11 protein-coding genes are annotated in these 13029 nt (G+C 53.9%); 3 read left to right on the top strand and 8 right to left on the bottom strand.

From position 1 onward, the window contains the following. Positions 1 to 7: 7 nt before the first annotated feature. Together rplY and IP581_RS15295 are read right to left on the bottom strand one after the other, a co-directional pair. Positions 8 to 292 (bottom strand): 50S ribosomal protein L25, encoded by a 285-nt coding sequence (gene rplY / locus IP581_RS15300; RefSeq protein WP_017458549.1) that lies wholly within the window; start codon positions 290 to 292, stop codon positions 8 to 10. Positions 293 to 415: 123 nt separating this feature from the next. Continuing rightward, positions 416 to 2176 (bottom strand): DEAD/DEAH box helicase, encoded by a 1761-nt coding sequence (locus IP581_RS15295; RefSeq protein WP_193820772.1) that lies wholly within the window; start codon positions 2174 to 2176, stop codon positions 416 to 418. 149 nt (positions 2177 to 2325) lie between these two features. Between IP581_RS15295 and rsuA the strand changes: the two genes are divergently transcribed. From rsuA to IP581_RS15280, 3 genes are all read left to right on the top strand, one after another. Further along, on the top strand, positions 2326 to 3033 hold the full coding sequence (gene rsuA / locus IP581_RS15290) for a 16S rRNA pseudouridine(516) synthase RsuA (protein ID WP_086868147.1): 708 nt from the start codon (positions 2326 to 2328) through the stop codon (positions 3031 to 3033). Between the two features lie 14 nt (positions 3034 to 3047). Further along, on the top strand, positions 3048 to 4241 hold the full coding sequence (locus tag IP581_RS15285; RefSeq protein WP_097400420.1) for a Bcr/CflA family multidrug efflux MFS transporter: 1194 nt from the start codon (positions 3048 to 3050) through the stop codon (positions 4239 to 4241). Between the two features lie 335 nt (positions 4242 to 4576). Continuing rightward, entirely contained in the window at positions 4577 to 4921 is a 345-nt protein-coding gene (locus tag IP581_RS15280; protein WP_086868153.1) for a YejG family protein, read from the top strand. A 1-nt stretch (position 4922) separates the two neighbouring features. On the opposite strand, the gene yejF is transcribed toward IP581_RS15280, so the two are convergent. The 6 genes from yejF to mepS form a co-directional block, all read right to left on the bottom strand. Then, positions 4923 to 6512, bottom strand: coding sequence for a microcin C ABC transporter ATP-binding protein YejF (gene yejF / locus IP581_RS15275; RefSeq protein ID WP_193820771.1), 1590 nt, complete (start codon positions 6510 to 6512; stop codon positions 4923 to 4925). 1 nt (position 6513) lies between these two features. Continuing rightward, positions 6514 to 7539, bottom strand: coding sequence for a microcin C ABC transporter permease (locus IP581_RS15270; RefSeq protein WP_193820770.1), 1026 nt, complete (start codon positions 7537 to 7539; stop codon positions 6514 to 6516). Continuing rightward, complete coding sequence (locus tag IP581_RS15265; RefSeq protein ID WP_097400424.1) at positions 7539 to 8639, bottom strand: microcin C ABC transporter permease YejB; 1101 nt, start codon at positions 8637 to 8639, stop codon at positions 7539 to 7541. Before IP581_RS15265 ends, IP581_RS15270 begins: the two co-directional genes overlap by 1 nt. Before the next feature lie 9 nt (positions 8640 to 8648). Further along, positions 8649 to 10457: an extracellular solute-binding protein gene (locus tag IP581_RS15260; RefSeq protein ID WP_193820769.1), complete on the bottom strand. Its 1809-nt coding sequence runs from the start codon at positions 10455 to 10457 to the stop codon at positions 8649 to 8651. A 94-nt stretch (positions 10458 to 10551) separates the two neighbouring features. Next, positions 10552 to 12108: a cyclic di-GMP phosphodiesterase gene (locus IP581_RS15255; protein WP_193820768.1), complete on the bottom strand. Its 1557-nt coding sequence runs from the start codon at positions 12106 to 12108 to the stop codon at positions 10552 to 10554. A gap of 158 nt (positions 12109 to 12266) precedes the next feature. After that, positions 12267 to 12830 (bottom strand): bifunctional murein DD-endopeptidase/murein LD-carboxypeptidase, encoded by a 564-nt coding sequence (mepS, locus tag IP581_RS15250; RefSeq protein WP_017458539.1) that lies wholly within the window; start codon positions 12828 to 12830, stop codon positions 12267 to 12269. Positions 12831 to 13029 lie beyond the last annotated feature (199 nt).

Here is a 13029-nt window from a genome sequence, read left to right as displayed (position 1 = left end):
TCGGCGATTAAGCGCGAACGAAGTCGATGTGAGTCAGTTTGGCTTTGTACGGGTGACGCTGTACAGCCTGAACTTTCACTTTTACTTCTTTGCCATCAACAGCGATGGTCAGAACTTCGCTATAGAACTCAGCTTTCGCCTGCATGTTCCACAGTTTGTCGTGATCCAGTTCGATAGCGATTGGCGCTTCAGTTCCACCGTAAACGATAGCCGGGAACTTGTTCGCTGTGCGCAGGCGGCGGCTCGCACCCTTACCCTGCTCTTTACGTACTTCTGCGTTAATAGTAAACATTTGAATCTCTCTTAAATAATCCTGTTACAGGCGACCCAGCAACAGGCAGATGATCGGCTTTGCGGATGCAAAAGCGGGCGGTATTCTATCCCTGAATGTTCGATACATCAATCAAAAGCGCGTTTATCCCCGTAATTCATGTGCCCGCCGGAAACGGCCTTCATAATCGAACACTTTTTCCCGCACTTGCCAGTACTGGCCTTTCATCCGCGCGACGACGAAATCAGGGTGGCGTAATAATGCCTGCTGCGCCACGATATCTGCTGCGACAATCCAGCGCAGCGGCACGCCAGGCGTGCGAGTGTGTGGGCGAATAAAGAGTTGCTCAAAGGCGGTGCGTTGCGCGGCGGTTTGCAGGCGGAAGCGCTCACTCACATCCGCGCCATCTTCATCGTAATAGGTGATTTTCAGCCATTCGCCTTTTTCATCCGCCCCCTGTTGCAACGTCATGCCACTACAGCGCAGCACCAGCGCATCCTTCAGTTTCAGCGCCGCTTTTAGCATATCGTCCGGGTCAACCAGCACCGTATCGCAGGTGCGACAGCGACGGGCGGCGATATCATTTTCTGCATTGCACTGCGGGCAGTTTTTAAAGCGAAAACGGAAATCGCACTGTTCACGGTGGCCTTCATCATCTTCCAGCCAGCCCTGGCAGCGGCGGCCGAAATGTTCAATCAGTGTGCCGTCGGCGGTGGTTTTTCCCCAAAAGGTATTGGCAAAACCGCACGCCGGGCAGAACACCTGCACCGGCACATTATCGCTTTTACCTTTTGGCGCCCCGATTTCCGGGGCATAGAGATCGTGCGGGTTGCCGGCGTAATCAAGGATCAGGCAGTCGGTTTTTCCTGGCGCGAGTCGCAGGCCGCGACCAACAATTTGCTGATACAGGCTGACGGATTCTGTCGGGCGCAAAATGGCTATCAAATCCACATGCGGCGCATCAAAGCCCGTGGTCAGCACCGCGACGTTTACCAGAAAGCGAAATTGCTGACTTTTGAAGGCTTCGATTAAGGCATCACGCTGCGGACCGGGGGTTTCTCCGGTAATTAGCGCCGCGTCATCGGCAGGTAACAAGCCCGTTATCTCGCGCGCGTGTTCGACGGTGGCGGCAAAAATCATCACCCCTTTGCGCGTCTGCGCAAATTCGACAATCTGGCTAACAATGTGCGGCGTAATGCGCTGCTGCTTTTTCAGCTCACGGTTCAAATCAGCTTCGCTAAAAAGACCGTTACTTTGCGCCTGCAAACGGCTGAAATCATACTGCACTACCGGCATATCCAGCCGTTCCGGCGGTGTGAGATAACCGTGTTTAATCATGTAGCGCAGCGGCAATTCATAAATGCAGTCGCGAAACAGCGCCTTTTCATCGCCGCGCACCATACCGTGGTAATGAAAGCGATAAATCCAGCCTTTACCGAGGCGAAAAGGTGTCGCCGTCAGGCCGAGCAAACGCAGGTGAGGGTTCACTTCGCGCAAATGGCTGAGGATTTGCTGGTACTGGCTGTCATCGTCGTCGCCAATGCGGTGACACTCATCGACCACCAGCAGGGAAAATTGCTCCTGAAACTGCGCCAGATTACGCGCAACGGACTGGACGCTGCCAAACACCACTTTGCCGTGGCTCTGTTTGCTGTTAAGCCCGGCGGCGAAAATATCGGCCTCCAGCCCAAGCGCGACATACTTCGCGTGGTTTTGCGCCACCAGCTCTTTAACGTGCGCCAGCACCAATACGCGCCCGCGCGCGAGCCGCGCCAGTTCGGCGATAACCAGGCTCTTTCCTGCACCGGTGGGCAGCACAATGACCGCAGGTTCGGCATGTTGACGGAAGTGGGCGAGGGTGGCGTCCACGGCTTCGCGTTGATAGGGGCGTAAGGTAAAAGTCATTATCTCGCAGGGGTTACACATTCACACTGCACAGTATGCCACGAATCTTTCCTTTGAGCGGTCTGTGATGCTCGTTATACTGTCCGGGTACTCATTTCTGTTTTCGGGCGCATTGCCCGCACCCAGCACCATACAGGCAAAAAAATTTCATGCGACTTGATAAGTTTATCGCTCAGCAACTCGGCGTCAGCCGCGCTATTGCCGGGCGTGAAATCCGCGGCCAGCGCGTTACGGTCAATGGTGAGATCGTCAGAGATACCGCCTTTAAACTGCAACCCGAGCACGAGGTTGAATACGACGGCAATACCCTCGTTCAGCAAAATGGCCCGCGCTACTTTATGCTCAACAAGCCAGAAGGTTACGTCTGCTCGACGGACGATCCGGATCACCCGACGGTACTCTATTTTCTTGATGAGCCGGTGGCGCATAAGCTGCATGCGGCGGGGCGCCTGGATATTGATACCACCGGTCTGGTATTGATGACCGACGATGGTCAATGGTCGCACCGCATTACTTCGCCGCGCCATCACTGCGAAAAAACTTATCTGGTGACGCTGGAATCGCCGGTCGCAGATGACACCGCTGAGCAGTTTGCCCGTGGCGTACAGTTGCATAATGAAAAAGATCTCACCAGGCCTGCAATGCTGGAAGTTATCACGCCGACACAAGTGCGTCTGACCATCAGCGAAGGGCGTTATCACCAGGTCAAACGGATGTTCGCCGCCGTCGGCAACCATGTCGTGGGTCTGCACCGCGAGCGCATCGGTGCGATTGCGCTTGATGCAGATCTCGAACCGGGCGAATACCGGCCATTAACTGAAGATGAAATTGCCAGCGTTGGCATGCCACCCCGCTAATTCAGGAGATTTACGTGACCCGCAGGCCACATTCATCATTGAGCATTGTATTTATTCTTGGCCTGCTGGCCATGCTGATGCCGTTATCCATCGATATGTATCTGCCTGCGCTACCGGTGATTGCCGAACAGTTTGGCGTACCGGCGGGCAGCGCGCAAATGACGCTGAGTACCTATATTCTGGGTTTTGCGGTCGGCCAGTTGTTATACGGTCCGATGGCCGATAGCATCGGGCGTAAGCCGGTTATTCTCGGCGGCACGCTGGTTTTTGCCGCCGCTGCCGTTGCCTGTGCCCTGGCACAGAGCATTGAGCAGTTGATTACCATGCGCTTTTTTCATGGTCTTGCGGCGGCTGCGGCAAGCGTGGTGATTAACGCGCTGATGCGTGATATTTACCCGCGTGAGGAGTTCTCCCGCATGATGTCATTTGTCATGCTGGTGACCACCATTGCGCCGCTACTCGCACCGATGATTGGTGGCGCAGTATTGGTCTGGTTCAACTGGCACGCCATTTTCTGGATCCTGGCAATTGCCGCATTGCTGGTCTCAGCAATGATTGTCTTTTTTATCCGCGAAACGCTGCCGGTAGAAAAACGGCATAAATTCCATTTCCGCACCACGCTTGGAAACTTCGCGTCGCTGTTTCGCCATAAACGCGTGCTGAGCTATATGCTGGCGAGCGGTTTTAGCTTTGCCGGCATGTTCTCTTTTCTCAGCGCCGGGCCGTTTGTCTATATCGAAATTAACCATATCTCGCCGCAGGACTTTGGTTACTACTTTGCGCTGAACATTGTGTTCCTGTTTGTGACGACAATAATTAATGGGCGTATCGTGCGCCGTGTCGGTGCCTTAAACATGTTCCGCAGTGGGCTGTGGGTGCAATTTGCCATGGCGTTATGGATGGTAGTGACGGCGCTGCTGGATGTCGGTTTCTGGTCGCTGGTGCTGGGCGTTGCGGCGTTTGTTGGCTGCGTTTCGCTGGTGGCGTCAAACGCGATGGCGGTGATCCTCGATGAGTTTCCGCATATGGCGGGCACGGCGTCATCACTGGCGGGGACGTTCCGTTTTGGCATTGGTGCCATTGTGGGTGCGCTGCTGTCGATGGCGACCTTTAACACCGCCTGGCCGATGATTTGGTCAATTACCTTCTGCGCTACCTGCTCAATTCTCTTCTATCTCTACGCCAGCCGGGCGAAAAAACCGGCGTAACCTGCCTGAGCAGGGAGCAAAAACGCTCCCTTTTTTGATACATGTCAACCAGAAACAACTTACCTTTACACGCATTTGTTTATTTTATGTAAAATCTATTAGTGTAAAAAGTCACATCATTGTAGTGAAAAAGGTTGAGTTAGATCGCAGAAACGGGTACATATACCCCGAAACCGGGCCTGTCGCTTACCCATAAAATCCTGATAAATGAGTGACTCCCCCACATGCCACGCGGGATGTGTTCATTTCTACGTGGTTGACAGGATGAATTGTCAATAGTGTGTTAATATAAGTGTGAAATATTTGTGAAGTAAAAGTACTTCCGGGGAAAGAACGTGAATACATTACAGCTCTCCATCATCCACCGTCTGCCCCAGTGCTATCGCTGGTTAGATGGTTTTGCAGGTGCCAAAGTTGAACCGATTCCGCAAAATGGTCAGTCAGCGGACGACACGCTTGTTGCCTTAAAACTGTTGAGCCCGGATGGCGACAACGCATGGCCTGTCATGCACAAACTCAGCCAGGCGCTGAGCGATATCGAAGTGAATTGCTCCGTGCTTGAGTGCGAAGGGGAACCGTGCCTGTTCGTCAACTGCGAGGATGAGTTTGCCGCGACGTGCCGCCTGAAAAATTTCGGCGTTGCCATCGCGGAACCCTTCTCAGGACAAAATCCGTTCTGATTTAGCGTAATGCCAGAAGCTGGCGTGTATACGCCTGAGCAGGCGCATCAAACACACGTCGGCACTCTCCTTGCTCCACCACTTCCCCCTCTTTCAGCACAATCACTTGATGGCACAATGTGCGCACAACCTGCAGGTCGTGGCTGATAAAGATGTACGCCAGCCGGTGGGTTTCCTGTAATGATTTCAGCAGCGCGAGGATTTGCGCCTGCACAGTGCGATCCAGCGACGATGTCGGCTCATCGAGAATAATCAGTTCAGGCTTAAGGATCAGCGCACGGGCGATAGCGATGCGCTGGCGCTGGCCGCCGGAAAACTCACCGGGGAAGCGGTGCCGCGTTTCGGCATCCAGCCCGACTTCACCCATCACCTCGATCACACGCTGTTCGCGCTGTTCACGCGATAGCTCCGGGTGATGCACCCGCAGCCCCTCTTCGATAATTTGCTGCACGTTTAGCCTTGGGTTCAGGGCCGAGTTTGGATCCTGAAAGACCACCTGAATACGATGGCGCACCGGCAGCATCTGCTTACGGTTCCATTGATGTAGCGGTTTGTTATCAAACAGAATTGTCCCGCGCGAGGCCACCAGGCGCAGCAACGCTAACCCGGTGGTGCTTTTCCCCGAACCGGATTCCCCCACCAGGCCAAGCGTTTCACCGGGGCGCAGAGTAAAGCTGATGTCCTTCACCACCGTGTTGTTATCCACTACGCGCTTAAAGATCCCTTTGCGAACCGGGAAGCTAACGGCGAGGTTTTCGACCTGTAACAAGGGCTGGGCATCGGAAGGAAGGGCGACGGGCTCGCCGCTGGGCTCACTATTGAGCAGCTTTTGCGTATAAGGATGCGCCGGTGCGCTGAACAAGGTCTGCGCACTGTTTTGCTCGACACAGCGGCCGTTTTGCATCACCGCCACCGTGTCCGCCAGCTTACGCACAATGCTTAAATCATGGGTGATAAACAGCAATCCCATGTTCAGCTCATCGCGCAGCTCACGCAATAACGTCAGGATTTGTGCCTGTACGGAGACGTCAAGTGCGGTCGTCGGCTCATCGGCAATCAGCAGTTCGGGGCGCGTGAGCAGCGCCATCGCGATCATCACGCGCTGGCGCTCACCACCGGAAAGCTGATGCGGGAAATCGCCTAATCGCGCGCGCGCGTTGCGGATCCCCACGCGATCCAGACAATCAAGAATTTCTGCCCGCGCCGCTTCACGTCGCATACCGCGATGCAACGAGAGCACTTCATACAGCTGTTTTTCCAGCGTATGCAGCGGGTTCAGGGAGACCATCGGCTCCTGGAAAATCATGGCGATTTTATTGCCGCGCACGCCGCGCAAGGTTCTTTCGCTGGCATGCAACAACGACTCGCCATGAAACAGGATATCGCCGGAGGGGTATACCACCGGCGGTGAGGGGAGCAGGCGCAGGATCGATAACGCGCTAACGCTTTTACCGGAACCGGATTCGCCCACCAGCGCCAGCGTTTCGCCCGCCTCAATCCGTAAGGAGAGGTCATTGACGACAAGATGCTGCGTATCACGCTGGCGAAAGGCAATACTCAGAGTATCGACAGAGAGCAGGGGAGTTGCCATATTACACCGCCTTATTGGGGTCAAACGCGTCGCGCACGGCTTCGCCAATAAAAATCAGCAACGAAAGCAGCAGAGCGGTAGAGACAAAAGCGGCGATACCCAGCCACGGTGCCTGTAAATTGTTTTTGCCCTGCAATAACAATTCGCCGAGCGACGGTGAACCGAGCGGCAGACCAAAGCCGAGGAAATCGAGTGAGGTAAGTGTGCCGATCGAGCCGCAAAGAATAAACGGCAGGAAGGTCAGCGTCGCGACCATCGCGTTCGGCAGCATATGACGCAAGATTATGGCGCGATCGCCCACGCCCATAGCTTGCGCGGCTCGGATATAGTCGAAATTACGCGTACGCAAAAATTCGGCGCGCACGACGCTCACCAGCGTCATCCAGCCGAACACCACCGTGATGCCGAGAAGCCACCAGAAACCCGGCTGGATCACACTCGAAAGCAAGATGATTAAAAACAGTGTGGGTAATCCTGACCAGACTTCAATAAAGCGCTGGCCGAGCAGATCGATTTTGCCGCCGTAATAACCCTGTACGGCACCGGCCAGAATACCGATAACGCTGGAAAAGAGGGTCAGCATTAAACCAAACAGTAACGAGATGCGCGTGCCGTAAAGGAGCCGCGCCAGCACGTCTCCGCCGTTCGCATCGGTCCCCAGCCAGTTTTGCGCCGACGGTGGGGAAGGGAAGGGCTGCGTGGTGGCGTAATTGATGCTGCGCGCACCAAAACGTACCGGTGCCCAGAGTACCCATCCGTGCTCTTCAAGCTGCTTTTGCAGCCACGGATCCTGGTAATCAGCTGGCGTCGCGAACGGGCCGCCAAAATCGCTTTCGCTGTAATCTCTCACCACGGGCGCGAACCACTGTCCCTGATAGCGCACCAGCAGGGGTTTATCATTAGCCACCAGCTCGGCGCACAGGCTCAGAATAAAAATCACCAGGAAAATCCACAGCGACCAGTAGCCGCGGCGGTTATGGCGAAAACGCGCCCAGCGCGCCCGGTTGATGTAGCTTAATTGAATCATCAGCGCCCCTCGAAATCGATGCGCGGATCCACCAGCGTATAGGTGATATCACTGAGGATATTCAGCAGCAGGCCGATCAAAGAGAAAATATAGAGTGTGCCAAACATCACCGGATAATCCCGCGAGACGGTGGCTTCATAACCCAACAACCCCAGCCCGTTAAGGGAAAAAATCACCTCAATCAGCAACGAACTGGTAAAGAACATGCTGATAAACGTCGCCGGGAACCCGGCAATCACCAGCAGCATGGCGTTACGAAACACATGTTTGCGCATAATATTGCGCTCGCTGACACCTTTGGCGCGCGCGGTTACCACATACTGCTTACGGATCTCATCAAGGAAGGCGTTTTTGGTCAGCATGGTCAGCGCGGCGAAACCACCAATCACTGTTGCCAGCACCGGTAGCGCGATGTGCCACAAGTAGTCGGTGATTTGCTTATACCACGGCAACGTGTCGAAATTGGTCGACACCAGCCCGCGCAGCGGGAAGAAGTCGTAATAGCTGCCGCCCGCGAAGAAAATAATCAACAAGATGGCAAACAGAAAAGGGGGAATGGCGTAGCCGACGATAATCAGCGCACTGCTCCAGCTGTCAAAGCGGCTACCGTTATAGACTGCCTTGCGAATACCAAGGGGAATCGACACCAGATAGATAATGAGTGTGCCCCACAGACCAATGGTCACCGAAACCGGCAGGCTGTCTTTAATCAGCTGTAACACCGACGCGCTGCGAAACAGGCTGTCGCCAAAGTCGAAACGCGCATAATCCCACAGCATTTTGAAATAGCGCTGGTACATTGGCTTATCAAAACCGTAGCGCTTTTTGATCTCTTCAATGACTTGCGGATCAAGGCCGCGACCACCGCGATAGTGGCTGTTATTGCTCAACGCATCGCCGACGCCGGTGCGCGCATGTGTGGCACCCATTCCGCCACCGCCGCTACCGGGGAGGTTGCTTTGATCGCCATACTCAATCGCCGCGATAGCCTGATCGACCGGGCCGCCGGGGGCGATCTGCACAATAAAAAAGTTGATGGTGATAATTGCCCAAATCGTAGGAATGATCAGCAATAACCGGCGAATGAGATACGCGCCCATCTCTTCTCCTTAACGTCTGGCAGCGGGCAGTTTCGCCGCCTTGTTTACGTCATACCACCAGGTGTCGAAGCCAAGGGAGTAGACGGGGCGAATGCCGGGCATGGAAAACTTATCCCAATAGGCGACGCGATCGGCTGCCATGTACCACATGGGCAGCATGTAATAGTTCCAGGTCAGCACGCGATCAAGCGCCCGTCCAAGCGGAAGTAATTTCTCTTTGTTTCCCTGCCAGCGGTTGATCTGCTCAATTAGATTATCGACCGCCGGGTTTTTGACGCCCGCAGCATTATACGAAGAGTTGATATATTGCGAGCTCCAGGAGATTTGCAAATCGCCGCTCGGCCACGGTTGCGCGCGCCACAGACTCGGCATCATGTCATAGTCGCGGCTGCGCAGGCGATTGGTGGCCTGCGAGTTATCGACCTGGCGCACATCCATGGTGATGCCAAGCCGAGCAAGGTTGTGCTGAAACGGCAAAACCCACTGCGTATTGCCGCCGGAGGGCAGCAGCAGTTCAAAGGTGAAGGGCTGGCCGGTTTTGGCATTAACACGCTGCTGATTTTTCAGTATCCAGCCAGATTCAGTGAGCAGTTTATCGGCTTTCAGCAGGTTTTCGCGGTCATAGCCATCCGCGTTTGATTTCGCAGGCGAATAAATAGAGGTAAACACTTCCGGCGGCACTTGTGCTTTTAGCGGTGCCAGAAGCGTCAGCTCATCGGCATCAGGATAGTTACGCGCCGCATATTCCGTGTTCTGGAAATAGCTGTTGGCGCGGCTGTATGCCCCGTAGAACAGCGCTTTGTTCATCCATTCAAAATCAAAGGCCAGCGATACCGCTTCGCGTACGCGGCGATCGCTAAAGACCGGACGCGTGGTGTTAAACGCAAGCCAGCGCGTGTCCTGCGCGGAGGTGTTGGGCTGCTCATCTTTAACGATATACCCCCGGCTGAAATTGCTGCCGATATAGCGTGTCGCCCAGTTTTTCGCATCGCCTTCGCTACGCAGGTCGTAAGCACCCGCTTTGAATGCCTCGAACGCCACGTTGTCATCGAGGTAGTAGTCATAACGAATATTGTCGAAATTCCAGCGCCCCCGATTCACCGGCAAATTCGCCGCCCAGTAATCGCGAACGCGGGTGTAGGCAATGTATTGCCCCATGCGCCAGGTGCTGATGCGATAAGGCCCACTGCCCAGCGGCGGACGGGCAAGCGGATCGCTCAGCTTATGATCTTTCCAGAATTTCTCCGGCATTATGGGCAGCGTTAACAGGCTGAGCATGTCCTCTTTACCCGGTTTCGCCAGCACAATGCGCACGGTAAGCGGCGAAATGGCTTTTACCGTCGTGCCTTTGTAGACCAGGCGGAACTGCGGCACGCCTTCGGTCATAAATTTCTGAAAGGTAAACGCAACGTCGCTGGCGCGGATCGGTGAACCGTCATGAAATATCGCCCGCGGATTGATGCTGATCTCCATCCACGAATAATCATCGGCGTAGCGCGCCATTTCAGCGACCAGCGGGTAATAGCTGCCTGGTTCATCGTCCGAGGTGGTAAACAGGGCGTCATAGAGCGATTCGGTGCGCACCGCCGCGTTCCCGCGTAATGCGTAGCGGTTGAAATTATCGAATGTGCCAATCACGGACAGCGTGACGTTGCCGCCTTTGGGCGCGGCGGGATTCACGTAATCGAAATGGGAAAAACTAATCGCGTATTTTGGCTCGCCAATAACGGCAAATGAGTAGCTTTCTTTTATGGTTTGCGCCTGACATGTCAGGCCGACAAAAGCCAGCAATAAAGCTGAAATGCGCACAAACTTCATCCGGTGTGTTCCTTTGACCTGCAACGCGACAGGCTCGCTGACTACTTATCGTTGAATAATAAGGGAGGCCTGGTCTGATGTGAAATGATTCACGCTAAAGCATGGTGGTGAACTCTGGCGGATGCCATGCGACAAATTGTTCCAGCGTCAGCGGTCGGCTGAAAAAATAGCCCTGCATATAATGAATGCCGTGTTCGCGTAGCCACCTGGCTTGTTCTGGCGTTTCTACACCTTCGGCAACCGTGAGCATATTTAACCGCTTCGCCAGCGTCAGAACGGCATCGAGCACCGGCGATGTCACGGTTTCTGTGCCGATGGCGTTAACGAAACCCCGGTCGATTTTCAGATAATCAAGCGTAAAGCGCTCCAGATAGATCAATGCACTGTGCCCGGTACCAAAATCGTCAATAGCGATTTCATAACCTTCGTCGCGCAGTGACTCAAACAGTTTGGTCACTTCCGTATAGCGCAGCATATCCCGCTCGGTAATTTCCAGCACAATACTGAAATGGTGTGGGGGCAGGGAGTGGGCGAAGTCGCGGATATCGTCAAGGAAATTGGCGGCATGCAAATGGCCTGGCGCGATATTAACGCCCATTTTTGCGCCCGGCGGGAGCAGTGTTTGTAATACGTGCGCATCTCGAGCAATCAGGTCAAACAGATGCAATGTCAGCGGCACAATAAGCTGCTGCGCTTCGGCAAAGTGAATAAAAGCGTCAGGCGATATTTCTCCTGCGGTGGGATGCCGCCAGCGCATCAGTACTTCGATACCCGTCACTTTCAGATCTTTCGCGCCGATAACAGGCTGATAAACGACATAAAACTGGTCGCGCTTAATGGCCGTCAGGATCTCTCTGCCGGGGCGTAATTGCGTGTTAAGGATGAAAGCGCTCAGCAATGCTACCAGCATGCCAAAGGTGGCGCCCAGCAGCGCGGCAAATTGTATATCTTCCGGACGCCACTTTTCGGCGTAGAGATAAAGCGTAATTGGCGAATCTTCAATCCGGGTGGTCAGAAAAGGGGGCTGAGGCATATTACTCAGGTTAAGAAGCCCGCTGGAAAACGTGGAGACAGCCCGATCGCCAATACCCAGGGCGATGCCGGTTAAATCCGGTTGCTGCGAGGTGTAAAGCCTGTAGGGGGTCAGATTGATGTTCAGCGTAGCGAATACGCCCCGATGATCCAGTAATGGGCTGCGAAACCAGAGCGCGATGGCGGGTTTATCCGGCATCATTGGCGTCCCGGGTAAAAACACCATATCGCTGGTTTTATCGAGATCGATTTCCGGTACCAGATCTTTCATCGCAAGGCTCATCTCACCGGTGGCTGAGGAGCAAAAGGCGAGGCGATCTTTCACCAGTAAAAAAGCGCGCACATTCATGCTGAATGCGGCGCGGGAAGTGAGCTCGCTGGCGACGGCGTGGCAATCATTCAGCGTGAGTGGCTGGAGTGATTCGGCAGTGGCGCGGATGTCGTTGAGATAGTCCGTAAGCCAGGACTGCATATTCGTGAGCAGCGTATCGTATCTGGCTTCCCGACGCTGTTGTTCGAACCAAAACTGACAGCCACTCGCGATTAATGCTGAAAACAGACCGATAAGCAGGCTGGTCAGCAAAATTTTTCGATTAACGGAAAAATGGCGGGTGAACATAGCGTTGGGCCCATTGTAAGTGCTCGGGGCGGCGTAGTGACAGAGTCGGACTATAACCTGAAAAGGTTCGTATAGCATAATGCAGGCATAAAAAAACACTGCCGGAGCAGTGTTTTTTTATACTTAACGCCAGCCAAGGGAAAACCGGCCTTAAGCAATTAGCTGCGTGTCAGGATGCGTCGCGCTTCGTTATAGCGCTTCTTCCAGTACGGCTCATCCATGCTTGAAATCATGACGCCGTTGCTGGTGGAGGCATGAACAAACTGGTTATTACCAATATAAATGCCAACGTGTCGGCCGGTAGAACCCGCACGGAACAGAACTAAATCGCCTGTGCGCAAACTGGTGCGCGAAATAGACTTGCCTGTTTCCTGCTGTTCCCAGGTAGAACGCGGCAGTTCTAAACCAAACTGTTCACGGAAAGTGCGCTGCACAAAGCCGGAACAATCGATGCCTTTTTTGGTGTCGCCGCCCAAACGGTAGCGTACGCCTTTCCAGTCAGCATATTGATCCATAATGCGGCCTTTTACGTCCAGATTACGAACCATATTTTCAAATTCATCCTGAGAGGCTTGCAGTGAAGAGTTGTCTTCGCCCACAGCAAGCGTCTCAGAATGCACGTTCTTTGCGGTATTTGTCGAACAAGCTGAAAGCAGAACCGCTACTGCAATCGCGGGTATCGCCCGCACGATATATCTCAAAATCGGCTGAGATTTGACCATGTTGCTTATTTTCCCTTGAAGTCCTTAACGATAAATATCGTTATAAAAAATGCCAACGCAGCGAGATTAATTATCTGAATGCATCGAGACAAACGCTCTGACGTAATTTTGTGGAAGAACGCACAAATTTACGCGCAATGAGAATAAGAGCACTCTTTGCGACAAGACGAACCGAGGTTACCTGAACATCTTCGGCATG

Origin of the sequence: Kosakonia pseudosacchari (assembly GCF_015167415.1) — a bacterium.
Classification (GTDB): Bacteria; Pseudomonadota; Gammaproteobacteria; order Enterobacterales; family Enterobacteriaceae; genus Kosakonia; species Kosakonia pseudosacchari.
The sequence above is the reverse complement of the archived record's forward strand: the minus strand, read 5'-3'. Positions and strand labels throughout refer to the sequence as shown.

What these genes read in the sequence shown, in the direction of transcription:
- rplY (WP_017458549.1), bottom strand. Translation starts at nt 292, where the DNA reads ATGTTTACTATTAACGCAGAAGTACGTAAAGAGCAGGGTAAGGGTGCG.
- IP581_RS15295 (WP_193820772.1), bottom strand. Translation starts at nt 2,176, where the DNA reads ATGACTTTTACCTTACGCCCCTATCAACGCGAAGCCGTGGACGCCACC.
- rsuA (WP_086868147.1), top strand. Translation starts at nt 2,326, where the DNA reads ATGCGACTTGATAAGTTTATCGCTCAGCAACTCGGCGTCAGCCGCGCT.
- yejF (WP_193820771.1), bottom strand. Translation starts at nt 6,512, where the DNA reads ATGGCAACTCCCCTGCTCTCTGTCGATACTCTGAGTATTGCCTTTCGC.
- IP581_RS15270 (WP_193820770.1), bottom strand. Translation starts at nt 7,539, where the DNA reads ATGATTCAATTAAGCTACATCAACCGGGCGCGCTGGGCGCGTTTTCGC.
- IP581_RS15265 (WP_097400424.1), bottom strand. Translation starts at nt 8,639, where the DNA reads ATGGGCGCGTATCTCATTCGCCGGTTATTGCTGATCATTCCTACGATT.
- IP581_RS15260 (WP_193820769.1), bottom strand. Translation starts at nt 10,457, where the DNA reads ATGAAGTTTGTGCGCATTTCAGCTTTATTGCTGGCTTTTGTCGGCCTG.
- IP581_RS15255 (WP_193820768.1), bottom strand. Translation starts at nt 12,108, where the DNA reads ATGTTCACCCGCCATTTTTCCGTTAATCGAAAAATTTTGCTGACCAGC.
- mepS (WP_017458539.1), bottom strand. Translation starts at nt 12,830, where the DNA reads ATGGTCAAATCTCAGCCGATTTTGAGATATATCGTGCGGGCGATACCC.